This window comes from Streptomyces sp. NPDC002701 (genome assembly GCF_042889045.1).
In the GTDB taxonomy this organism is placed as follows: Bacteria; Actinomycetota; Actinomycetes; order Streptomycetales; family Streptomycetaceae; genus Streptomyces.
In genome coordinates this window covers 63,215-85,979 of record NZ_JBIAQL010000024.1, presented here as the reverse complement: position 1 = coordinate 85,979, position 22,765 = coordinate 63,215, and the positions used below count along the sequence as shown (strand labels likewise).

Annotated in this window: 23 protein-coding genes and 2 pseudogenes; 16 read left to right on the top strand and 9 right to left on the bottom strand. The window is 69.1% G+C overall.

The genetic code is table 11. The features are described 5' to 3' along the window. Positions 1 to 103 (top strand): annotated as a pseudogene (locus ACFYXC_RS35885) (IS5/IS1182 family transposase); the annotation flags it as partial. A gap of 111 nt (positions 104 to 214) precedes the next feature. Here the strand turns inward: ACFYXC_RS35885 and ACFYXC_RS35880 are convergent. Continuing rightward, positions 215 to 628: pseudogene (locus ACFYXC_RS35880) on the bottom strand (transposase); the annotation flags it as partial. Between the two features lie 359 nt (positions 629 to 987). Here ACFYXC_RS35880 and ACFYXC_RS35875 point away from each other — a divergent pair. From ACFYXC_RS35875 to ACFYXC_RS35865, 3 genes are all read left to right on the top strand, one after another. After that, positions 988 to 1,242: a hypothetical protein gene (locus tag ACFYXC_RS35875; RefSeq protein WP_389556655.1), complete on the top strand. Its 255-nt coding sequence runs from the start codon at positions 988 to 990 to the stop codon at positions 1,240 to 1,242. A 95-nt stretch (positions 1,243 to 1,337) separates the two neighbouring features. Next, the gene (locus tag ACFYXC_RS35870; RefSeq protein ID WP_389556653.1) at positions 1,338 to 1,628 is read left to right on the top strand and encodes a hypothetical protein; all 291 of its coding nucleotides are present in this window, start codon (positions 1,338 to 1,340) and stop codon (positions 1,626 to 1,628) included. 165 nt (positions 1,629 to 1,793) lie between these two features. Further along, the gene (locus ACFYXC_RS35865) at positions 1,794 to 2,333 is read left to right on the top strand and encodes a helicase associated domain-containing protein (protein WP_389556651.1); all 540 of its coding nucleotides are present in this window, start codon (positions 1,794 to 1,796) and stop codon (positions 2,331 to 2,333) included. Here ACFYXC_RS35865 and ACFYXC_RS35860 read toward each other — a convergent pair. Then, entirely contained in the window at positions 2,249 to 2,860 is a 612-nt protein-coding gene (locus tag ACFYXC_RS35860; protein ID WP_389556661.1) for a TetR/AcrR family transcriptional regulator, read from the bottom strand. The two genes, ACFYXC_RS35865 and ACFYXC_RS35860, sit on opposite strands and share 85 nt — an antisense overlap. Positions 2,861 to 2,991: 131 nt before the next feature. Here ACFYXC_RS35860 and ACFYXC_RS35855 point away from each other — a divergent pair, with 131 nt between their 5' ends. Together ACFYXC_RS35855 and ACFYXC_RS35850 are read left to right on the top strand one after the other, a co-directional pair. Continuing rightward, positions 2,992 to 3,924, top strand: coding sequence for an alpha/beta hydrolase family protein (locus ACFYXC_RS35855; protein ID WP_389556649.1), 933 nt, complete (start codon positions 2,992 to 2,994; stop codon positions 3,922 to 3,924). 41 nt (positions 3,925 to 3,965) lie between these two features. Next, positions 3,966 to 4,817 (top strand): LLM class flavin-dependent oxidoreductase, encoded by an 852-nt coding sequence (locus tag ACFYXC_RS35850; protein WP_389556648.1) that lies wholly within the window; start codon positions 3,966 to 3,968, stop codon positions 4,815 to 4,817. A gap of 540 nt (positions 4,818 to 5,357) precedes the next feature. Here the strand turns inward: ACFYXC_RS35850 and ACFYXC_RS35845 are convergent. Further along, entirely contained in the window at positions 5,358 to 6,434 is a 1,077-nt protein-coding gene (locus ACFYXC_RS35845; RefSeq protein WP_389556659.1) for a subtype B tannase, read from the bottom strand. Between the two features lie 129 nt (positions 6,435 to 6,563). Here ACFYXC_RS35845 and ACFYXC_RS35840 point away from each other — a divergent pair, with 129 nt between their 5' ends. From ACFYXC_RS35840 to ACFYXC_RS35800, 9 genes are all read left to right on the top strand, one after another. Next, entirely contained in the window at positions 6,564 to 6,734 is a 171-nt protein-coding gene (locus tag ACFYXC_RS35840) for a hypothetical protein (protein ID WP_389556647.1), read from the top strand. A 903-nt stretch (positions 6,735 to 7,637) separates the two neighbouring features. Then, a complete protein-coding gene (locus ACFYXC_RS35835) occupies positions 7,638 to 8,654 on the top strand; it encodes a LysR family transcriptional regulator (RefSeq protein ID WP_389556645.1) in 1,017 nt (338 codons plus the stop codon). A gap of 264 nt (positions 8,655 to 8,918) precedes the next feature. Continuing rightward, positions 8,919 to 10,253 (top strand): MFS transporter, encoded by a 1,335-nt coding sequence (locus tag ACFYXC_RS35830; protein ID WP_389556643.1) that lies wholly within the window; start codon positions 8,919 to 8,921, stop codon positions 10,251 to 10,253. Further along, on the top strand, positions 10,250 to 10,903 hold the full coding sequence (locus ACFYXC_RS35825) for a bifunctional 4-hydroxy-2-oxoglutarate aldolase/2-dehydro-3-deoxy-phosphogluconate aldolase (RefSeq protein WP_389556642.1): 654 nt from the start codon (positions 10,250 to 10,252) through the stop codon (positions 10,901 to 10,903). The genes ACFYXC_RS35830 and ACFYXC_RS35825 overlap by 4 nt, the downstream gene beginning before the upstream one ends. Then, complete coding sequence (locus ACFYXC_RS35820; RefSeq protein ID WP_389556641.1) at positions 10,900 to 11,865, top strand: C-terminal binding protein; 966 nt, start codon at positions 10,900 to 10,902, stop codon at positions 11,863 to 11,865. The genes ACFYXC_RS35825 and ACFYXC_RS35820 overlap by 4 nt, the downstream gene beginning before the upstream one ends. Positions 11,866 to 11,934: 69 nt before the next feature. Continuing rightward, positions 11,935 to 12,585: an RraA family protein gene (locus ACFYXC_RS35815; protein ID WP_389556639.1), complete on the top strand. Its 651-nt coding sequence runs from the start codon at positions 11,935 to 11,937 to the stop codon at positions 12,583 to 12,585. A 4-nt stretch (positions 12,586 to 12,589) separates the two neighbouring features. Next, a complete protein-coding gene (locus ACFYXC_RS35810) occupies positions 12,590 to 13,573 on the top strand; it encodes a sugar kinase (protein WP_389556637.1) in 984 nt (327 codons plus the stop codon). Beyond that, complete coding sequence (locus ACFYXC_RS35805) at positions 13,570 to 14,724, top strand: L-dopachrome tautomerase-related protein (RefSeq protein ID WP_389556636.1); 1,155 nt, start codon at positions 13,570 to 13,572, stop codon at positions 14,722 to 14,724. The genes ACFYXC_RS35810 and ACFYXC_RS35805 overlap by 4 nt, the downstream gene beginning before the upstream one ends. 168 nt (positions 14,725 to 14,892) lie before the next feature. After that, complete coding sequence (locus ACFYXC_RS35800) at positions 14,893 to 15,936, top strand: alpha/beta hydrolase (RefSeq protein ID WP_389556635.1); 1,044 nt, start codon at positions 14,893 to 14,895, stop codon at positions 15,934 to 15,936. On the opposite strand, the gene ACFYXC_RS35795 is transcribed toward ACFYXC_RS35800, so the two are convergent. Both ACFYXC_RS35795 and ACFYXC_RS35790 read right to left on the bottom strand, forming a co-directional pair. Next, positions 15,912 to 16,043, bottom strand: a complete 132-nt coding sequence (locus tag ACFYXC_RS35795) for a hypothetical protein (protein ID WP_389556633.1) — start codon at positions 16,041 to 16,043, stop codon at positions 15,912 to 15,914. The two genes, ACFYXC_RS35800 and ACFYXC_RS35795, sit on opposite strands and share 25 nt — an antisense overlap. A 439-nt stretch (positions 16,044 to 16,482) precedes the next feature. Further along, positions 16,483 to 17,523, bottom strand: coding sequence for an SDR family oxidoreductase (locus ACFYXC_RS35790; protein ID WP_389556632.1), 1,041 nt, complete (start codon positions 17,521 to 17,523; stop codon positions 16,483 to 16,485). A 102-nt stretch (positions 17,524 to 17,625) separates the two neighbouring features. Between ACFYXC_RS35790 and ACFYXC_RS35785 the strand changes: the two genes are divergently transcribed. After that, positions 17,626 to 18,528, top strand: coding sequence for a helix-turn-helix domain-containing protein (locus tag ACFYXC_RS35785; protein WP_389556630.1), 903 nt, complete (start codon positions 17,626 to 17,628; stop codon positions 18,526 to 18,528). Between the two features lie 504 nt (positions 18,529 to 19,032). Here the strand turns inward: ACFYXC_RS35785 and ACFYXC_RS35780 are convergent. From ACFYXC_RS35780 to ACFYXC_RS35765, 4 genes are all read right to left on the bottom strand, one after another. Then, entirely contained in the window at positions 19,033 to 19,743 is a 711-nt protein-coding gene (locus tag ACFYXC_RS35780) for a chorismate-binding protein (protein ID WP_389556628.1), read from the bottom strand. Between the two features lie 102 nt (positions 19,744 to 19,845). Continuing rightward, the gene (locus ACFYXC_RS35775; RefSeq protein ID WP_389556627.1) at positions 19,846 to 20,709 is read right to left on the bottom strand and encodes a bifunctional 5,10-methylenetetrahydrofolate dehydrogenase/5,10-methenyltetrahydrofolate cyclohydrolase; all 864 of its coding nucleotides are present in this window, start codon (positions 20,707 to 20,709) and stop codon (positions 19,846 to 19,848) included. A 232-nt stretch (positions 20,710 to 20,941) separates the two neighbouring features. Beyond that, entirely contained in the window at positions 20,942 to 21,850 is a 909-nt protein-coding gene (purU, locus tag ACFYXC_RS35770) for a formyltetrahydrofolate deformylase (RefSeq protein WP_389556625.1), read from the bottom strand. After that, positions 21,847 to 22,719, bottom strand: coding sequence for a methylenetetrahydrofolate reductase (locus ACFYXC_RS35765; protein WP_389556624.1), 873 nt, complete (start codon positions 22,717 to 22,719; stop codon positions 21,847 to 21,849). Before ACFYXC_RS35765 ends, purU begins: the two co-directional genes overlap by 4 nt. Positions 22,720 to 22,765: the final 46 nt, after the last annotated feature.

Genomic DNA, 22,765 nt, shown 5'->3' with positions numbered 1-22,765 from the left:
GAAGACCTGGAAGATCCTCCGCGACTGCCGCCTCAAGGGCGACGGCGTCCACCACGCCATGCTCGGCATCGCCCGCCTGCACAACCTCACCCTCGCCGGATGAGCGGGCAACGACGCCGGTCAACCAGCATGCCGTAGATCATTTACGGGACAACGCTTAGATGATGTCCCGTAGATACCGAGAGGCATGCAGTTTGACCTGCTTGTTTGTCTGTCATCCGGTGAGGGTGAGGTTGTGTAGGCAGGCGATGCCAAGCATGGCGTGGTGGACACCGTCGCCTCTGAGGCGGCAGTCACGCAGGATCTTCCAGCTCTTCATCCGGCTCTTCATCCGGGCGAAGGTGTGCTCGACGCGGGCGCGGACCCTGCGGTGAGAGGTGTTGTGTTCCTCCTTCCAGGGCGGCAGTTCCTCGTCCTTGTGCCTGCGGTAGTGCGGGATGATCAAGCCGGTGCCCCGGTAGCCGCCGTCGGCGATCACCGTGGGAGTGGCGCCGACGGCGGTCTTCGCCCCGGAGTCCTCCCAGGCCAGGCAGTCGTTGCGGTTGCCAGGCAACGGTCGGCCGACAGCCACGACCAGGCGGGAGTCGGCGTCGATGACGACCTGGTGGTTGGTGGAGTAGCGGTAGTTCTAATAGTTCGTCGGTGAGCCTGAGCGCGTGAGTGCAAGGGTGCCATGCAGGGTGGAGACCTGGCCCTGTTCCGGGACGTTGATCTCTTTGGTCAGACCGGCTCCACCCTGCCCTGCCGGGCGGAGACCTTCGGTAGTTCCGGGACCTCGATCTCTCGTGCAAGACCGGTCCCGCCCGGCAGGAGCTCGGATGCCACCGGCTTTCATGTCCTCAGCCCGCCGACAGGGGCCGCAGGGATGAACATTGGGCGGGAAGTCGCAAACGCACTGCTCACGGACATGGGCGAGGACAAGGATGAGGGCCGCACACCGCGCCTGAAAGATCGAGGGAGACAACGATGAGCGAGGGTTCCCCCACCATGGCTGAGGACAGCCGCGACGAAGACGCCATGGTCGAGAGGGCCGGTGTCATCTTGGCAGACATCCTCGGATGCGACACCCAAGCGCTCCACTCCGACGCCGGTCTCGAAGAACTGGGGGCCACCGAGGAAACACTCGCCACCGTAGCCAGCTTCCTGGAGCTCGACCTCGGCGTCGACGACCTCTACGAAGACATCGAGGACTGGGAGACGGTCGACGACGTCCTGTCCAGCGTCCGCGACCAGGCAGCCTGACCCCCACCCGATCCCGCCCACGTGGGCGCGCGGCCGGACGCAGCGGCTCTCGCTGTGCCCCGTCTCCTTCGTCCCCCTCAGTACCTGGAGTCATCGTGACCGACCGGCAGCAAAGGACCATCCCGAAGACGGGCCCCGAGGCACGCGAGAAGCGAAGGGACCCCAATGCTCCCAAGAAGCCTCGCAGCGCGTACACCCTCTTCCTGAAGGATCACTCGGAGCAGGTGAACAGGGAGCATGCCGCGCTGTCGTTCAGGGAGAGGAGCACGATCCTCGGCCAGCTGTGGACCGAAGTCGGCCCCGCAGTCCAGGAGGAGTGCGCCCAGAAGGCGCAAGATGACCGACAGCGATACGACACCGAGATGAAGGCGTATCAGGCCAGGTAGCGCTCCCGAACAAGGGGGCGGCCGTCATCGCGCAGCGCCGCCTCCGTACCGGAACGCCCCGTCCCGCACCGTGCCCCGTGCGACAAGAGCCGTGCCACACGCGTTGTTGAAGGCCGCCATCGAACAGGGCGGGGACCTCGGAGCCTGGATCACTGGGGGCAGCGGGTGGGGTGGGAGCGGCTGGTGCCTGCGCAGCAGTACCTGCTGGAGGCACTCGGCATCGAACCGCCCGCGGACGGCGAGGCGGTGGTGCCGGTGCGGCGGTCGCAGGAGGAGCGGTGGAACACCAACCTCGCTGCCGCCCGCCAGTTCCACACCCGCGAAGGCCACCTCCGACCCGCACGCAAGCACATCGAACTGATCGATGATGAAGAGATCAAGCTCGGGGCGTTTCAGGACAACGCCCGGTGCCGGGCCGCCAGGCTCAGCCCCGAACGCCGGGCGGCGCTCGATACTTGCCGAAGGACTTCGCCGGAACTCCCGAGCAGTTCGGTCTTCAGTGCCTACGGGCCCGTCCCTGCGCACGGTCCGTCGAACAGCTCCCACTCCGGTGCCGACGGCCCCGCCCGCGACCTGCTTGGCTTAAAGATGCCTGGCACGGGTCCGCGAGAGCGCCGGCGTTATTTCGGTTCGCTGGCTGCCGGTGCCGGGGCGGTCTGTGCCAGGCCGGCGAGCAGCAGGTCGATCATGCGGCGGGCCCGGTAGTCGGGGAAGGTCTCGACTCCGATGCACAGGTTGCCGATGGCGAGCATGAAGTCGTAGGCGCGGATGTCCGCGTGGGTGGAGCCGGCGGCGGCGGACGCTTTCAGCAACTGGTCGAGCACGGGCAGCAGGCGTTCGACGAACTCGTTGTGCAGGCTCTCGAATCCGGCTTGGTCCGAGTGCAGTGCCTCGGCGAGACCGTGCTTGGTGACCAGGAAATCGGCGAACTGGTGGACCCACAGCCGCAGGACCTCGTACGGCGTGTCGGCAGCGGGCGGCGTGTGCGCGGCGGTGGAGAGCGCGTCGACCTGGTGCCTGAAGACGGCGACCACCAGGTCCGCCCGGGTGGGGAAGTGGCGGTAGATGGTGCCCATGCCGAGGCCCGATTCGGCGGCGATCTCCCGCACGGGAGCGTTGACTCCCGCACGGACGAACACGGCCGCCGCGGCGTCCAGCAGTATCTGCTCGTTCCGGCGGACGTCGGATCGCTTACCGCCGGCCGGGGGTGGCGGCGTGTTGGGCGTGGAAATCGTGAGCACCTCCCACTTGCAAAACGGAGCGTTGCTCCATATTGTAATCCGGAGCGGCGCTCCGCATTCCAATCATGCCAGACACCTCGCAGCACGGGCCCCTGGGCCCTTCCGAGAAGGACATTTGCCTCATGAGCGACACTACGTCCGCCGACGGCGGCAACGACTCCACCGCCCCGATCATATCTGTCAGGCCGATCACGTTGGCCGCCCCGGACCGCGGCCAGGACCTGCAGGTACGGGTCACAGCGCCGACGACCGGCCACAACCTGCCCGTCGTCGTCTTCTCGCACGGCATGACCCTGACCATGGACGAGTACGCACCGCTGGTCGACTTCTGGGCCGCCCGCGGGTTCGTCGTCATCCAGCCCACCCATCTCGACTCGCTGGGCCTGCTCCCCGACGACCCGCGCACCCCGCTCATCTGGCGTATCCGCACCGACGACCTGACCCGGATCCTCGACCGGCTCGACGCCATCGAAGCCGGCGTGCCCGGGCTGGCCGGCCGCGTGGACCACGACCGCATCGCGGTCGCCGGACACTCCTGGGGCGCACAGACCGCCAGCACCCTCGCGGGCGCACGGGTCGTCGACGCCGACGGCACTCCCGGTGAGAGCATGAGCGACTCGCGTGTGAAGGCGGCGGTACTGCTGTGCCTGCCCGGTACCGGCGGCGCCGATCTGAGCCCGCTCGCCGCCCAGTACTTCCCGTTCATGAGCCCTGATTTCGCCGAACTGAAGACGCCGAGCCTCATGGTCGCCGGAGACCATGACCAGTCCCCGCTGACGGTGCGTGGTCCGGACTGGTTCACCGACGGCTATCGCCTCAGCCCGGGCGCCACCGATCTGCTGACCCTGTTCGGCGCGGAACACGGCCTCGGCGGCATCCAGGCCCCCCATGACACGCGGACCACCGACGACAACCCTGAGCGTGTCGCGGTCGTCCAGTACGCCACCCTGGCGTATCTGCGTACCGCGCTGCGCCTCGACGACGACGCGTGGCCGACCGCCCGCCGGTCCCTGGCCGAGGCCGTCGACCCGCTGGGAAGGATCGACTCAAAGTGACCCACCCCCTCACGCCGGCCCGCAGGCCCAGTTTCGGAATCATGACCGCCCCCTCTCAGGTCGCCTACGACGACGTCCTGCGGGTCTGGCGTGAGGCGGACGGCATCCCGCAGATCGAGCACGCCTGGCTGTTCGACCACCTCATGCCGCTCAGCGGCGACCCGAACGGACCCACCTTCGAGGGCTGGACACTGTTGTCCGCCCTCGCAGCCCAAACCGAGCGGTTGCGGCCCGGGGTGATGGTCACCAGCAACAGGTTCCGCCCACCAGCCGTGCTGGCCAAGATCGCCGCCACTGTCGATGTCATCTCCGGCGGCCGGCTCGAGTTCGGCATCGGCGCAGGCTCTCGGCCCGACGTGCCCATGGCCCGACGTGAGTACGCAGCTCACGGCCTTCCCTTCCACGATGCCGCCCACGCGGTCAAAAGCCTCGCCGAGGCGTGCACGATCATCCGCAGACTGTGGACCGAAAACGCACCGTTCGACTTCCCGGGCGACCACCACCAGCTGACCGGCGCGTTCTGCAGCCCCAAACCCGTACAACAACCCCACCCGCCGATCCTGATCGGCGGCCAGGCCACCCCGACGCTGCGCGTGGTGGCCGAGCACGCCGATCGCTGGAACATGCCCGGGGGCAGCATCGAGCAGGCGATCGCCCGCAGCGCCATGCTGGACCGGCTGTGCGCCGAGATCGGCCGCAACCCCGCCGAGATCACCCGATCCATCATCGTGCCCGCCTCCTACGACCGGCCCCAGGACACCCGCCACGTCGTCCGCGCGGCACTCGACGGCGGCTTCAGCCACATCGTCCTCGGACTCGACGCGCCCTATCCGGCCGAGGTCGCGCGTCGGGTCACCGACACCATCATCGACCCCCTCTCCGCCACGAACTGATACACCGGATCCTGACCCGCCACGGCCTGAGCCGTCTTGCCCAGGTGCACGGCCACCACAGAGGCGGCTCCCCGGCTGCCTTCGAGGCTGTGCACGCTGGCACGCCGTTCGCTGACCCGCTGCACGTTGAGGCCCTCGGCGAGGACACGGTCGTCACACCCGACTTCGGCCGTGCCTATGCGGCCGCCTTCCCCGACGCACGGTTCGAGCTCGTCTCGGGGGCCGGCCACCTGCCCGCTACGCGAGGAGCGGGAAGCGGTCTTCACCCTCCTCGACTCCTTCCTCACGCCCGGACAGCAGTCGAGGCGGCGCCGCGGTTCCTGACCGGAGCACCGAGTGATGGCCTGCGCACTGGGCGCGCGGTGCCTGGCGTGGAATGTTTCCCCGGGGCCCGGCTGCCGCGCGAGACCGGTCTGGTGCGCCCGCGAGCGGGCCGGCCGAGTATCACCAACCGGTCCGCTCCTGTGGCGTACAAGCGACACTACGGTGGCCTCCTGGGCACGTCCTGCCGCGGTGTCCCTGGAAAGACCGAACGGTGCTTCAGCGGGTGCGGCCGTACCCGGTGAGGCCGTTGATCCAGGCGATCATGTCGTCGGCGTCCTGGTTCACGGCATGGCCGCCATCCCAGTACAGGTAACAGTGGACGTCGTCGCCGAGACCATTGAGGCCGGCCGCCAGGTTCAGCACGATTGGGTGTGATGTGTTGGTGTCGAGCGCGCCGGTACGCAGCCACCAGTGCTTCGACCGGCCCGAATTGCGCTGACCGAGGAAGTGCATCGGGTTCATCAGCTTGATCTGTTCCATTACGTCGGCGTCGAGCCGCGCCTTGGAGTCTCCGGTGTCGTGCCGCAGGCTGAAGAGCGTGAAGTGCCGGGCGTTCGTCGTCGCGTCACCGAACAACTCGTTCTCGCGAGCGCTCGCGTCGAAGACGTCGAAGGACGGGACGTCCTTGCTGCGGGTGCCGATGTGGGAGAGGAAGCCGTCCCAGCTGAAGGTCGCCTTGCCGCCCGACCAGGTGATGAAGGTGTTGTCGGCCAGGTACGCCGTGCGGTCCTCGGCAGACAGCGCCGCCAAGTACTTGGTCGCCGAAGGCTCCAGGTAGTACTTGACCATGTAGTCGGCGTAGTTGTCCGCGGTGAGCCTGCCGTAGCCCTTGACGCCCCGCAGGCGCAGCGACTTGAGATAGTCGGCATACGCGTCCTGCAAATGGGCGGAGTACGTCTGGTCGACCAGGGAGCCGCTCTTCAGCGGGAGGGTGCCGAACATCGACTCGTACGCCATGTCGGCGTGTTCCAGGTCGGCGATCGGGGAGTAGGCGGCGGTGGCGAAGATGGCGTCGCTTTCGTCGGCCGCGCCGATCTCCTTCAGGTGGGAGCGGTACAGCGGGCTGTCGCCGGAGGCGCCGAGCAACGCGGACAGGGCCGCGCCGGCGCTGCCGCCGCCCGAGACGATCCAGTCGGTGTTGCCGGGGACGCGGTGCCTGTTGTGCCGGAGGTAGCGGACCGCGGCCTTTAGGTCCACGATGCAGGCTGGCGCCTTGCCGTAGTACGTGCCGTCCGAGGTGACGTTCTCCCGGCCGCGGACGCCCGGCTCCACCACGACCCATCCGTTGGCCAGGGCGTACAGGGCGTTGTTCTGACGCGCGGTGCTGCCCTGGCCAGCCTCGTTGCCGCCACCCGGCGCGGCACCCGTGCCCCCGGTCTCGCCGGTCCCTCCGGGCAGGCCGCCCGCCGGGGGCCGCCCCCGTTGTTGGCGCCGACCCCGGTCGCGGTCGAGACGGACGAGGCGGAGTACCCGCCCATCGTGTTGGCCAGCATGATGGGCGCGTTCGAGGCGTTCACCGCCGTGCCGTCGATCTCGACCGGGACGCTGATGTTGAGGCTCTGGTACGTGGCGTCGACCGGCTTCGCCACATAGGTGACGGCCTTGTAGAAGTGGTACTTCACCGTGTGGTCCCCGCTGCCCGTGGTGATCGTGGTCGTGAGGACGGAATAGGCGTCCCGGTCGAAGACCAGCGAGACAGTGCTTCCAGCGGAGGCGGACGCTGACGGGGAGGCTTGGGTGGACACCGGCCGTGCCGCTGTCGCGGCGCCAGCCGTGCCCGGAGTGAGCACGGCAGTGGTCGGCACGGCCGCGGCGGCGGCCAACCCTGAGATGACTGTCCTGCGCTTCATCGCCGGTGAACTCCTTCTTGGACGACGGATTCGAACCCGAAGCTACGTCCCCTCGGGCAACTAGTCGGCAATAACGTTGACAATCTCATCGATTTCCCAGGTTCGCTTCAACAGGCCGTCCTCCACCGGCGCAAGTCGCCGCATCCGCTGGTGCTGGCCGAGTGTGGGGTCTCCGCGCGGGAGAATCCCGCGCGGTCGCCGCGCTCCCGCTGATGTCCACGACACGGCCTGCGCCACCGTCGGTCAGCACACCTGACCCCGGTGCCCCTACAGCGGCGTACTGGTTCAATCGATGATCTGGGCTATGTCGAGGGCGGCGAAAACGGATGGCTTCCTACTGACTGAATGTCGTAGCCAGTGCCCGCACGTGCCAAGCGGTCGAACGACAGTGCGAGAGCGACACGCCACCGGCGGGGTCCGTATGACGCACGACCGGCCCCATTCTCAGCACGGCGCACGGCAACGAATGCTCCGGCATCGCCCAGGATCGTTCGCTGTCCGGGAGATCGCTCCCGGCGCCGCCCACCGGCCTCGGCGTCCGAGGGCCGAGCGGTTCTGGGGCGGGGACCGCGTCATGAGCACCTGCCACTCGGACCGGTTACCACAGGAGCGCTTCCTATGATGTCGTTCCGATGACCGAAAAGCGATGCCTCGGTCAGCGGCCTACCTGTCGCGCACCGGCGCGGCGGCGCGTCAGGATGAGGTGGTCGCGGTGCTCAGGAGCGACGTCCGGCTGGAATGGTTTGTCTCGTTCCTCGCGGTGGTGGACACCGGCAGCTTCGGGGCGGCGGGCGAGGCAACGCACCGCTCCCAGCCCCGGGTCAGCATGCACGTCGCCGCCTTGGAGCGGGAGGCGGGGCTCGCGCTGTTCGACCGGCGCAAGCGTCCGGTCGCGCTGACCGACGCGGGTACGGCGCTCGCCGAGCACGCCCGCCGCATCCTGGGCGAGCTGCACTCCGCGGAGGAGGCCATGGCCGCCCGGCGGGGCACCGCACGGGGTGTGGTGACGCTGGGCAGTTATCCGAGCCCCAGCGCGGCCTTCGTGCCCCGAGTCATCACCACGCTCGCCCGGACCAACCCCGACATCGAGGTCATCCTCTCCGACCATTCGATCCCCGTACTGGACGAGGCGTTCGCCGCCGGGAGGATCGATGTGTGTCTGCGGCCCCTCACTCCGCCGCCCGTCTCCCAGTCCCTGCGCCACCGGGTGCTGTGGCGCGAGCCGCTGGTGGTCGTCCATCCCCTCGGCCATCCGCTCGCCGGGCTGCCCGATCCCCTGTCGGCCACTGCCGTCGCGGCGTATCCGGTGATCACCATCGGGCGGGCGGAGGACATGGCCTTCGAGTGGTACAAGCTCTTCCGTGACCGCGGGCAGTACCTCCAGCCCGTGCACACCACCAACCAGCCCCAGACGGTCATCGGACTCGTCCGCGAAAACCTGGGTGTAGGCATCATGAACGCCCTGGCCGCGGCCGTCTCGGACACCACCGGTGTGGCGGTGCGCCGCCTTGAAGGGGACTGCGGCCGCCGGGTCGCCGCCTTCTGGGATACCTCCCGCGCCCTGACTCCCGCCGCCCGCGCCCTCTACCGGGTGCTCGGCGCCACCGCCATCCCCGAGGGCACGGAGCCCCCGCCAGTCCAGGACGCTGACGTCCCCTCCTGACTCACGGCCGCTCAGCCGCGTCCTCCCCGACTACCTCAGCGGATTTGGCAAGACTGCCGGTGGTCTCATCAGCAATGCGAATACAGGCATTCGAAACCTGTGCTTAACGTGCGCGACAAGCGTGCATAGCCTCTTGTCGCAGACGGTCCGAGCCGCTTTTGGACCCTCCTGAGCAGGAGGTCCCCACCGGCCGGACAGCCGTGTCCTCGCCCTCGCCGCAGTCCCCGCCCGGCCGCCGCACGGCCGTATCACTCTGGAGCCCGCATGCCCTCTGCCACGGAGAGTAATGAGCTGAACGCCCAAAGAAATGTGCCGTCGTCCGCGGGCCGGAAGGCGTTCCGCGGTACCCGCTGGGGAATCATCTCCGCCGTCTTCGCGGGCACCGCGATCAACTACATCGACCGGGCCAACCTCAGCATCGCGCTGCCCTACATGTCGGACGACCTCCACCTGACCAGCACCGCCTCCGGTGTCCTGCTCGGTGTGTTCTCCCTAACCTACGCGCTGATGCAGTTCCCGGCCGGCTGGCTGGTGGACAAGGTGGGTCCGCGCAAGCTCTACGGCTACGCGCTGATCGCCTGGTCGCTCATCACCATGCTGGTCGGTGCCGCCACCGGACTGGTCGTGCTGATCCTGCTGCGCATGCTGCTGGGTGTCGGGGAGTCACCTGCCTACCCGTCCAGCGCGAAGATCGTCTCCCGGTGGTTTCCGCAGAAGGAACGCGGGATCGCCTCCTCCATCTTCGACAGCGGGGCCCGCATGGGCAGCGCCGTCTCGCTGCCGCTGATCACCGGTGTCATCGCATGGCTCGGCTGGCGCGGCGCGTTCGTCGCCGCCGGTGTCGTAGGACTTCTCTTCGGTGTGTTCTGGCTGTGGTTCTACCGCGATCCCGAGGACCACCCCAAGCTGTCGGCCGAGGAGCGCGCGTACATCCAGGCCGACACCCCGGCCGGCGGTCGGGACGACCGCCAGGCCCTGCCTTGGCGGGCCCTGTTCGCGCACCGCGCCACCTGGGGCATGATGCTCGGCTTCTTCTGCCTCTCCTTCGTCCTGTACTTCTTCATCACCTGGTTCCCGTCCTACCTGGTCAACGAGCGCGGCTTCGACCTGCTCAAGCTGGGCTTCTTCGGCATGATCCCGGCGCTGTGCGCGATGCCCGCCCAGTGGATCGGCGGTCTCCTCCAGGGCCGGCTCATCGCCCGGGGCCGCAGCGTCTCCTACGCCCGCAAGGTGCCGCTGGTCAGCGGCCTGCTGGTGGCTTCGGTGATTGTGTTCGCCGGGTCCGCCCCCAACGCGGCCACCGCCCTGATCCTGCTCACCGTCTCCTACTGCGCCCTGACCTTCGCCGCCTCCAGCCTGTGGGCGCTGCCGTCCGACGTGGCCCCCGCCCCGGGCAACGTCGCCTCGCTCGCCGGCATCCAGGGCTTCGGTTCCAACTTCGCCGGTTTCCTCAGCCCGATCGTGGTCGGCGCCCTGCTCGACGCGGGCGGCGGCTCCTACGCCGTGCCGCTGACCGTCGCCGGTGCCGTGTCGATCGCGGGCGCCCTCGTCTACGGCCTGGTCATCGGCCGCATCGCACCCCTGGGAAGCACCAAGTGACCTTTCTCGACGCGCTGAAGGACGCGGGCTGTGTGGCGGTGCTGCGCAGCCGGTCCGCCGCCGACGCCATAACCACCGCCCAGGCCCTCGTCGAGGCAGGCATCCGCGGCATCGAGCTGACCTTCTCCACCCCGGACGTGCTCACCGCCGTGGACCGGCTGCGCACCGAGCTGCCGGACGACGTCCTGGTCGGTCTGGGCACCGTCACCCGGCCCTCTCAGGTGAGGGACGCGGTCGCCGCGGGCGCCGGGTTTCTGGTCAGCCCGGGGACCCCGCCCGAGCTGGGCCGCGCCTTGGCCGACGGTGGAGTGCCCTTCCTCGCGGGGGCGCTGACCCCGGGTGAGGTCATGGCGGCCGCCGCCTACGGTCCCGCCGCCGTCAAGCTGTTCCCCGCCTCGGCCTTCGGCCCCGGCTATCTGAAGGCCCTCCGCGGCCCTTTCCCCGACCTGCCGATCGTCCCCACCGGGGGCATCGGCCCCGACAACGCGGCCGACTGGATCCGGGCCGGGGCACCGGCGGTCGGCGCCGGCGGCTCACTCGCCCCGCCCGACGCCGGCCCCGCCTCCCTCGACCGGGCCCGAGAGACGGCCACCGCACTGCTGGCCCGGATACGCACCGCCCGCACCACCCCTACGGGAGCCCCCGCATGAAGGTCGTCGTCACCGACTCCGAATACCCCGACTTCGACATCGAGCGTGCCGTCCTGGAGGAGGCCGGACTGACCGTCGTCCGCGCCCAGGTCCGGACCCCCGAGGAGGTCGCCGAGGCCGCGCGGGACGCCGACGCGCTCATCGTCCAGTGGGCCACGGTCACCGACGAGGTGTACGAGGCGGCACCCGGCGTCGGCCTGGTCTCCCGCTACGGCGTCGGCGTCGACAACTTCGACATCGCGGGCGCCGAGCAGCGCGGCATCTGGATCGCCAACGTCCCCGACTACGGCACTCAGGACGTCGCCGCCCACGCTTTCGCCGGTGTCATGGCGGGCGCCCGCCACCTCAAGCAGTACGACGCGCTCAGCGCCCAGGGGACCTGGGACTACCTTGCCACCGGCCCCGTCCACCGGCTGTCCACGCTGACCATCGGCATCCTGGGCCTCGGCCGTATCGGCCGCACTCTGGCCGCCGGCGCGGCGCCCTGGTTCAGCACGGTCGTCGCCCACGACCCGACGCTACCCGACGAGGAGTGGCCCTCCGGCGTCGAGCGCGTTGGCCTGGACGAGCTGTTCAAGCGGTGCGACGTCCTGTCCCTGCACCTCCCGCTGAACGACGGCACCCGGCACATCGCCGACGCCCGACGGCTCGCTCTGATGCCGCTCGGCGCGATCCTGGTCAACACCGCACGCGGCGGACTCGTCGACGAACAGGCCCTGTACGAGGCCCTGGAGAGCGGACACCTGGGCCTCGCCGCGGTCGACACCTGGACCGACGAACCGGTCGCCGCGGATCACCCCCTCGTCGGTCACCCCAGGGTCATCGCCACCCCGCACGCCGCCTGGTACTCGCAGGAGGCCGAGGAGGAGGTGCGGCGCCGCGCCGCCCTCAACGTGGCCACCTGGGTGCGTACCGGCAAGCCGGACCACGCGGTGGTCATCGGCACCCGCACTGCCGGCTGACCGGCCCGCTTTCCTCACCACGTACCCCCCTGTGCCCAGGTCTCCCTGGACAGAACCGAAGGAGCACCGATGCCCGCCACGTACCCGCAGGACGTCCTCGACGCCTTCCGTGCCATCACCACCGCCTCCATCGCCGACGCCGTCGAGCAGGTGGGCGTGCGCGGTTACCTCGACGGCGCCATCAAGCCGGTGATCCCCGGCAAGATCGTCGGTCCTGCGGTCACCGTCCGCGAGGTGCCCGCCGAGGACGCCGGAGCCCCGACGCACGCGCTGCAGGCCATCGACGAGGCCGCCCCGGGCAGCGTGATCTGCATCGCGGCCGACGGCGCCGACGTCGCCGTCTGGGGCGGCCTGATGACCGCCGGCGCCGTGGCCAACCAGCACGCCGGCGCCATCCTCGACGCGGGTGTGCGTGATGTCGAGGAGATTCAGCGCGACTTCGGGTTTCCGATCCAGGCCCGCAGCGCGGTGCCCGCCACCACCCTCGGCCGGATCAAGACCCTCTCGATCAACGAACCCGTCGTGCTGGGCGGCGTGACCGTCGAGCCCGGAGACCTGATCGTCGCCGACAGCGACGGAGCGGTCCGCGTTCCGGCCCGCCACGTCGACGAGGTGCTGCGGATCGCGACCGACATCGAGGAGCGCGAGAAGGAGCAGACCAAGCTGATCCTCCAGGCCGGTTCGCTGCGCGAGGGCCTGGCCAAGTACAACCGGATCTGAGCCCATGACCCACACACAGACCACCAGAACTCAGGGGACCTCCCCCGAGATCCTCGCCCTCGGTGAGCCGATGCTGGAGCTCAACGCTGACGCCGACGGAGCGCTGGAGAACGCCGAGTCCTTCGCGGTCGGTTACGGCGGCGACACCTCCAACTTCGCCATCGCGGCTGCCCGCTCCGGCACCCGCACCGGCTATGTCACCCGGGTCGGCGACGACGCCTTCGGTACCGTACTGACCCAACTGTGGGAGCGCGAGGGCGTCGACACCACCCATGTCTCGCGGGAACCCGGTGGCCGTACAGGCATCTACTTCATCGCCCGGGGACCCGCCGGGCACGGGTTCACGTACTACCGGGCGGACTCGCCGGCCAGCCGCCTCTCCACTGCCGACGTGCCCGAACAGGCCGTCGCCGACGCCCGGTTGCTGCACGTCACCGGCATCACCCAGGCCATCAGCAGCTCGGCCTGCGACGCCGCCTTCCACGCCATGTCCGTGGCCCGCGCCCACGGCACCCTCGTCACCTACGACCCCAACCACCGCCCGGCGCTGTGGTCCGGTGACCGGGCCCGGGCCATCATCCTGCGCAGCCTGGAGCTGTGCGACATCGCCCTGCCCAACATCGACGAGGGCCGGATGCTGACGGGAGAGGAGAGTCCGGAGGCGGTCCTGCGGGCGCTAGGTGACCGAGGTCCGAAGGTGATCGTGCTGAAGCTGGGGGACCAGGGCGCGCTGGTCGCCGACCACGGCGACGTCACCCACGTCCCGGTCCACCCCGTCACCCCCGTCGACGCCTCGGGTGCAGGTGACACCTTCGACGGGGCGTTCGCCGCCCGCCTGGTGGCGGGTGCCTCGCCGGTGGAGGCGGCCCGGTACGCCGCCGTCGCCGCGGCCCTGACCACTACGGGGCACGGGGCCGTCCGCCCGATTCCTGGCCGCGCCGACGTACTGAGCCGAATGGCTCCCGCAGCAGGAAGGGCACACGTATGAAGCGCCGTACGTTTCTCACCGCCACCACGGTCGCCGCGGCCTCCGTGTCGGCCGCAGGGCTCGCCGCACCGGCGTACGCCACTGCGGGACGCGACCTCGGATACGAGGTCGTCGCCCGCTTCCGCGACGCGATGCCCACCGGGGTCACCGTCTCCCGGCACGGCCGGATCTTCATCAACTTCCCCCGCTGGGGCGACGACGTGCCCTTCACCGTCGCCGAGCTGCGCGGCGGGAAAGCGGTGGCCTTCCCGGACGGCGAGGTGAACCGCGAGGACGCCGACGACTTGGCCGGGCACTTCCAGTCCGTGCAAAGCGTCGTCGTCGACTCGCTGGACCGGCTGTGGATCCTGGACACCGGCAGCCCGCTGTTCGCCGCGTCCTCCTACGGCGGTCCGAAGCTGGTGGCGGTCGATCTGCGCACCAACCGGATCGTCCGCAAGATCCTGTTCCCGTCCGACGTGGTGCCGTCCGACAGCTACCCCAACGACGTGCGCTTCGACCTGCGGCGCGGCGCGGCGGGGACGGCGTTCATCACCGACTCCGGTGGCCGCAACGGCATCATCGTCGTCGATCTGGCGACCGGCCGCTCGTGGCGCCGCCTGGCGGGCCACGTCTCGACGTCGGCCGATGATAACTTCCTGCCGGTCATCGACAGCGAACCGTTCATGAACCGTCCGGCGGGGGGGACACCCACGTACTACGAGGTCGGCTCGGACGGCATCGCCATCGGCGCCGACGGGAAACGGCTGTACTACTGCCCGCTGTCCAGCCGCCGGCTGCACAGCGTGTCCTTGGCAGCGCTCGCCGACCCGGACACCACCGAGGCGGACGTCGCCGCGACCGTCGTCGACCTGGGCCACAAGCCGATGGCCGACGGTCTGGAGAGCGACGACAAGGGCCGTATCTACGGCGGCGACCTGGAACACGACGCCCTGTGGCGCCGCAACCCGGACGGCACCTACGACACCCTCGCCCAGGGGCCGGAGCTGGTCTGGATCGACACCCTGTCGGTGGCCGGTGACGGCCACGTGTACGCCATTGCCAACCAGCTCAACCGCCAGGCGGACTACCACGAGGGCCACGACCTGCGCCGCAAGCCGTACCTGCTGGTGCGGCTACCGGTCCACGCGGGGCCGGTACAACTGCATTAGTCCCCCGCAGGATCACTCACTGAGGGGCGGCTCCGCCGGTCGGAGGCCGCCCCTCGGCCTTCCGCCGAGTACGCTTCCCGTACCCAGGCGTCGCTGACGAACAATGCGGCCAGCGCGACGCACAGGCTGAGGAAGGCCAGGGTCAGGAAGCCAGTGCGGAACGCGGCGATGTCCGCAGTGCCGGACACAGCCGTGCCGCCCGTCGTGTACGACCCGCTCACCATGTTCACCCCGGACGTCGCCTGGGTGGCCCCGTGCGTCCACACCAGCGAGCTGGGCGAGTGCCACGTCTTCCCCTCACCGTCCCGCGGCCGGGGCACGTACGCCAGTTACGCGCTCTACCTGCCCGACGCGTACTCCCGGCAGCCGCGCAGACGGTTCCCAGTGATCTACTTCCTGCACGGCGGCAACGGCAATCAGCGCGAGGCCGGGAACTGGCTGATGGTGCAGGTGGACCGGCTGATCAAGGCGGGCAAACTGCCGCCAGCCATCGTCGTCTGCGCGCAGGGCCTGCCGATCGGCTGGTACGTCAACGCCCGCGAGGAGGCGGACGGCGTACTGAGCAGCCCGGTCGAGGACGTGATCGTCAAGGACCTGATCCCGCACATCGACGCCACGTACCGCACCGTCGCCCGCAGGGAGGGCCGCGGCATCGAAGGCTGGTCGGCGGGCGGCTTCGGCACCCTGCGGCTCGCCTTCAAATACCCCGAGAAATCCGGCTACGCCTCTAGCCTCGCGGGCGCGGTCATCGACTTCAAGGACGAGCCCATGAAGCAGTACATCACCAACACCTTCGGGCCTGTCGACGATCCCGACTCGGCCGCCTACTTCAACGCCGTACGACCGCACCATTACGTCGAGCACAACAGCCACGCCATCAAGCGGGCGGGCGTCAAGGTCCGCCTCGTCGTGGGCGACAGCGACTGGCTCTACGAGAAGGAGGGGGAGGACAGGGCGGAGCGGACCACGGAAAACTTCAGCAAGCTGCTCACCCGGTACGACGTCAGCCACACCTACACCGTCGTACCCGGCGTCGACCACATGATCACGGAGGCGATAGCCGCCGGAACACTCCCCTACCCCTCCGCCTTCTGGGGGAAGCACTGGCCGCCTTCGAGTGACGGACCCGGTGCCCGCCGCGCCCACGGAGCACCGGCCTGGCACGCGCCGGAGCGGCGTGCTACTGCTCAGCTGTACGCGGTGGGCGAATAGGTCAGCTCGTAGGAGTGACTGTAGATCTCGATGATGTTGCCGAAGGGGTCCTCGCAGTACGTCATGCGGTACGGCTTCTCACCGGGGTAGTAGTAGCGGACCGGCATCCGCTGCTTACCCCCTGCCCCCTCGATCCGTTCCGCGAGCTCTTCCGGGGTACCGGTTCCAACCAGACGCCGAGACCACCCCCCGCCTCGGCCAGGCGGGCACCGGTCACGAGACCGGCGAACCCACCGCCGACGATCACGACCTCGACGTCCTCCACCGAATCCCGCTCGACTCGGGGCGTGTAGGGGTCGGCAGTGAGGTGGGCGAAGCGGCCCACCGGCTCGATGTACTGGCCGGTTCCGTCGGGGCGGATCCGCTTGTCCCGCTCTTGTCGGTAGCGGGCCCGCAGATCGGGCGGCCGACCCCTTCGGGTTGGGGCCGACCCGCAGTCGATATGTCATCTGTCATAACTGCGTCCCGAAGGCGATGCCGTCTGCGGTCCTGAACGGTCCGCCAAACGGGGTCGCTGACGCTCCCGCGAGGGCGCTTCTTCCACGCTCACTTGCTCTTGACGAGGCCCTTGGCGACGAGACTCCGCGCGGCGGCGAGGATGGCGTCCTTGGGGTCACGCGGCTGCCAGCCCAGCACGCGGAGGGCCTTGTCATTGGAGGTCTTCCGCGAGTAGCCGAGATCGGGCACGATTTCGCGGAGCTCCGGGTTGATGCGGGCGCCGGCCTTGACGGCGAAGTTCGGCAGACTGCGGGTCGGTACCTTCGCGGCTGCTGCGCCGAGGCGGGTCTTGATGAGCGAGCCAATTTCCTTCATGGGGACCGCGGGACCGTTGGAGAGCAGAAACCGGTGCCCGGCGGCGTCCGTCGTGGTCATCGCCAGCAGGTGAGCGGTGGCGACGTCCCGGACGTCGACGATCGGGAAGTACAGGTCGGGGTAGCCGGGGAGGTCGCCGCCGAGGATCCTCTTGATGAGGTTGTTGGAGCCGGAGATGTCGTTGCCCATGACCGGCCCCATGACCGCTACCGGGAGCAGGGTGACCAGCTCCGTGGAGCTGCCCTCTGCCTCGATGAAGTCCCAGGCGTCACGCTCAGCGAGTGTCTTGGCCTCCCCGTAGGGGTCGACGCCATCGGCCCCAACGACGGTCCAGTCAGCTTCGGTGAAGACATGGTTGTCGTTGCGGAGGTGGCCCCAGCCGACGGCATGGAATGCCGAGGTGAGCACGACCCGCTTTACACCGGCGGCGTGGGCGGCACGCAGCACGCGCAGGGTGCCTTCGCGCGCGGGGACGATGACGTCGTCGGGGTTGTCGACGTGGCCGGGCATCACGGGTGAGGCGACGTGGAGCACAAAGTCGCAGTCGGCGACGGCGTCGGCCCACTCGGTGTCGCTGGTCAGATCAGCGGATACGAAGTTCAGTGCGCCGCCGTTGACCATGCCAGCTTCGGTGAGCGCGGCCCGGACGGCTTCCTCACGACTCAAGGATCGGATAGTGGCGCGCACCTGGTAGCCCTGCTCGAGGAGCTGAAGGATGCAGTGACCGGCGATGAATCCGGAGCCGCCGGTGACAAGGACGTATTGCTGTGTCATGACCACAAGGTTTCCGGCTGCACCAGGCACCAGCCAGACCCCCCGCGCTCCTGGTAGCGGCAGGACCAGTCACGATGTGACCTCGGGGCTTACCGTGAAGAGATGACCGACAAAGACAATCTGCTGGGCGACTTTCTGCGCGCCCGACGCGAACTGGTCACCCCGCAGCAGGTCGGCATCCCAGCAGGCGGCACGCGGCGCGTGCCCGGTCTGCGCCGGGAGGAAGTCGCGATGCTCGCCGGGATCAGCGCCGAATACTACCTACGCCTGGAGCAGGGGCGTGATCGCCGGCCCTCCGCGCAGGTTCTCGAGTCGCTCGCCAAGGCTCTGCTGCTGGACGATGAGACGAGCGCGTACCTGGCCGGCCTCGCCTCCAGCCGGCGTCCGCGCCGCGCTCGCACACCCAGGGAGGTCGTCCCGTCCGGCGTCGCGAAACTTGTCGAGACCCTTCATGTGCCGGCCTTTGTAGAGGGGCGCTACCTCGACGTCCTCGCCGTGAACCCGCTCGCCACCGCACTGTCACCGCGGCTCGTCGTCGGCAACAACCGGTTGCGAGACCTCTTCCTCGATCCCGCCGAGCGAGCCCTCTTCCCGGACTGGGAAGTCGCCACCCAGAGCCTGATCGCCGGCTTCCGTCAAGCCGTCGGCACGAACATCGACGACCCGCGCTTCATCGAACTCGTCGGAGAGCTCTCCCTTGCCAGCCCGCAGTTCCGTCGCCTGTGGGCACGTCACGACATCAGGGTCAGGCAGAGCGGGCGCATGCGCTTCGACCACCCTCAAGTGGGTCCGCTGGTCGTCAACCACGAAAAGCTCGGTATCACCAACATCGAGGGCATGATGCTCGTCATGGTCCATGCAGACGCGGGGAGTGAGGACGAGGAGAAACTCACCCTCCTCGCCTCAGCGGCGCTCCCGCCGGCGGGCTTCAGCAGCGTGGACGCTCGGCCACGCAAAGCAGGCGCATCAAGATCAGAAAGCCAGGCGAACGGCCGAAACTATTGAGCATTTGATTGGCTGGCATCGGCGTGGACGTGTCGTCGGCTTGCTGACCGCGACAGGCGGGTCTACTACTGCAACGGTGCTTGGGCTGATTGCTGACCAGTATCAGGGACTGTGTCCGCGCCGTTTGTAGTACTAGCGCTCAGCTGGTGAAGTATTCCGGTCGGTCGAGGTCCTCGAGCAACCCCGGCCCTTCGGGCGCTCAGCCGAGGAGTTTTCGGGTTCGGGTGCTGGATGCGGGCCCGTCTCCTTCCGCGTAGGCCGTGCCGGTTCGAACTGGACATGAACAGCCGCCTCGAGCTGGACTTGTCCATCCGGGCGACGGTGCCCAGCCCGCGCGCCGCGCAAGGGGAGGCAGCCGCAGCCCCGGCGTGACGCCCGGGACATCCGGCCCTCGGCACTGCTGTGGTCCAGAGGCGTCACCAAAGTCCACTGCTCACAGTTCGCCACGGTGCACGGTGGCGCGGACGGCCGAGCGATCGACTCCGTACCGCTTGGACGGCGGCGTCATGCGGGCGGTCGCGGGTCCGCGGTCGTGTTCAGGCCGTCAACGACTGGAGCCTCCCCGGCAGAATCACGTCGCTGGACGAGATGCCGACCCTTACCCAGTTGATCGACGGTTACCGAGTGCTCATCGATCGGGCCTAGAAGGCAGGGCTCACCGTGCTTCTCGCCACCGTCACACCGCTTGCCCCAGATCTCGCGGGCGACCCCGGCCGAGATAGGGCCGGACTCGATGACTCGGCCCGTGCGGCGCAGGAACAGTTCGGGCGAGGCTGAGACGACTTCCACGCCATGAGTCAGCATTCGGACCATGGCGGCGCACGGGGCGTGGTGGTGGTCGGCCAGCCGGCCGGCGAGCGCCTCGATGTCTGCGTCGGCTGTGACCGGGGCGGACAGGATGCGGCACAGGTTGGCCTGGTAGACGTCGCCGGCGGCGATGCGCTCGCGGATGTGGCGCACACCGGCGGTATAGGCAGCGCGATCGAGTAACGTGCTCCCCTGGTGCCGTCCCGGCCCAGCCCACCGGTGACCGCTGCCACAACGCCTTGGGAGCGGACGGACGTCGCGGAAACGCGCGCAGGCCAGCCGACCCTCGAAGTCGGCCACGACGACCCAGAAGCCCGAGGAGTCAAGAGCCCTCGGGTCGTCGGTGACATCGAGCACACCACTGGCATGAAGGCTGGCGAACCGGGCCGACGGAGACAAGTCCTTCATGTCCGGCGCCTTTCCTCGGCACGGAGTACGGACGGGATCCGGCAGGACAGGGCGTGGTGTTACCCGGCACACCGGGCACCACACCGGTACGCCGCGCCGCCGCTATGCGGGGACGGAGTCGTGCTCGTCGGCCCACTCGGCGGCCCGGAGGGTGTTGACCAGGAGCATGGCGATGGTCATCGGGCCCACGCCGCCGGGTACGGGGGTGATGCGACCTGCGACGCCGTCGAGTTCCGCGGCGCGGACGTCACCGGTCAGGCCATCGGGGGTGCGGTGGATGCCGACATCGATGACAGTGGCCCCGGGCTTGATGTGTTCGTGGCCGATGAGGCCGCGGACGCCGGTGGCGACCACGACGACATCGGCCGGCCGTGTGACGGCGGTGAGGTCGGCGGTGAACTCGTGCGCGACCGTGACCGTCGCTCCCCGCCGCAACAGGAGCTGGGTCAGGGGGCGGCCGACGAGTTCTCCCCAGCCAACGACGGCGACGCACGTTCCTTTCAGTTCGATCCCTTCGGCGTCGAGGAGCTCGATGACACCGCTGGGCGTGCAGGGACGCAGTCCCCGTTCGTCACGGGAGAGGCGGCCGACGCTGGCGGTGGTCAGGCCGTCGACGTCCTTGGTGACGGGGATGCGGTCGATCAGCGGGCCGGCGTCGAGCTGCGGCGGCAGCGGTAGTTGCAGCAGGATTCCGGAGACGGCCGGATCGGCGGCCAGTTTATCGATGACTGCGGCGACCTCCGACCGCGTGGCGTGCTGGGGCAGTCGGCGGTGGATGTCGTGCATGCCTGCCTCACGGATGGCACGGCGTTTGGCAGCGACGTACACGGCACTGGCCGGGTCATCGCCGACCAGGATGGTCGCCAACCCCGGCACCCGTCCGGACTGTGCTGCCTGGGCGACTCGTTCGGTGACCCGGGCCCGGATGTGCCGGGCAATCCGAGTGCCGTCGATCGTGGTGGTCATGGTGACGAACCGCTTTCTGTGTTGTTGAACGATCCTTCGGGGAAGAGGGCTGGGGGCGGGGCACGGCCTCGCGCGACCGCGGTGTGCGGCGCCGGAGCGGATCGTGCGGTGTCCGCCGCGTCCATCGCGTCCGGCACCCCCGTGGGCCTGTTCGGGCAGTCCCGAGGCGTGCCGAGGCCGCCTGCCCTCTTCTGGGCGGCTTCCATGTCGGGGTGGGGGCGCAACCGATGGCTCAGGGGAAGACGATGGTGTGGTTGCCGTCACGGATGACCCGGTCCTCAGCGTGCCACAGCACCGCGCGGGAGAGGACGGCGCGTTCGACGTCGGCGCCGCGGCGGGTGAGGTCGGCGGCGGTGTCGCCGTGGCTGACGCGGACGACGTCCTGCTCGATGATCGGCCCCTCGTCGAGGTCCTCGGTGACGTAGTGGGCGGTGGCGCCGACCAGTTTCACGCCGCGTTCCTTGGCCTTGGCGTAGGGGCCGGCACCGATGAAGGCGGGCAGGAAGGAGTGGTGGATGTTGATGATCGGGACGCCGACCCGCTCGATGAAGCCGCCGGAGAGGATCTGCATGTAGCGGGCGAGGACGACGAAGTCGACGTTGTCTTTCAGCAGCTTGAGGTGCTCAGCCTCGGCTGCGGACTTGTCCGCGCCCATGGACGGCACATGGAAGAACGGGATGCCGAAGCCGCGTACCTCCTCGGCCACGTCGGGGTGGTTGGAGATCACTATCGGAATGCTGACCGGCAGTTGGCCTTGCCGGTGGCGCCAGAGCAGGTCGAGCAGGCAGTGGTCCGACTTGGAGGCGAAGATCGCCATCCGCTTCGGCACCGACATGTCTCGCAGCGTGTACGTCAGGCCGTATTTCTCCACCAGAGCCGTATCGAGCTCGGCGCGCACCGCGGGCAGCGCGGCCTGGAGGCCATCCAGTCCGAAGACGGTGCGCTGGAAGAAGGAGCCGCCGTGTGGGTCGTCCGAGTACTGGTCGAGCGAGACGATATTCGCACCGTGGTCGCTCAGCACCGAGGTGACTGCCGCGACGATGCCGGTGGCGTCGGCACCCTGGACGATCAGTGACGCCTGGCGATTGGGCCTCTTGTTCCTCTTGGCTTCGGCGGTGGGCGCGGCCTGGATGACCGTCATGCGCGGGCTTCCTTCCTGAACTGGGCGATCCATTCGGAGGTGGCCTCCAGGCCGCCGAACGTATAGAAGTGGACCTTCACTTCGCCGTGCCGTTCCCGGTCGTAGCCCTCCGCGAGGGCGTGCAGGAACTTGTCCGGGCCGGCCGTGCCCATCAGGTTGGTGATGGACAGGCCGTACTTCTTGGCGATGGAGGCGCTGGTGCCGACTCCGAACCGGGTGGCGTACGACATCAGCCGTCGCACACCGGCGGGGCCGGGCACACCGATGCGGACCGGCAGGGTGATGCCGTGGCCGCGGACCTGTTCGATCCAGCTGAGGACCGGGGCGACGTCGAAGCCGAACTGGGTGATGACGCTCCCGTCCAGCCCCTGGGCGGCGAGGGCGGCGCTCTTGCCGCGCAGCGCCGACCAGAGCACATCGCCGCTGATGGCGGGGTGGCCCTCCGGGTAGCCGCTGATGCCGACGTGCTGGACGCCGTACTCCATCAGGAGGCCCGACTCGATGAGGGAGAGGGAGTCCTCGTACGGGCCCTCGGGCCGGGCCGGGTCGCCTCCGACGGTGAAGACGTCTGTGCCGGTTCCGTCGTCGCGCAGTCCGGCAAGGAACTGCTCGAAGTCCTCGCGGGAGCTGAGGCGGCGGGCCGAGATGTGCGGTACGGGGACGAAGCCGAGACGTTTGACCGCCCGGGCGGCGTCCAGGCGGATCCGCAGGTTCTCGTTGCCGAGGAAGGTGACGTTGATCCGGGTGCCCTGCGGGATGAGGCCGGCGGCCTGCTCCAGTTTGGGCACGTCCTTGCCGGTCATCTCCAGGGAGAAGTCCTCCAGCAGTGACGTACTCACCGCCGGGGAGGGTGTGCTGACGGGGTTCATGATGCCTCCTCGGGAAGGGATCGCGATGGGGCCGGCCGCGGCCGGT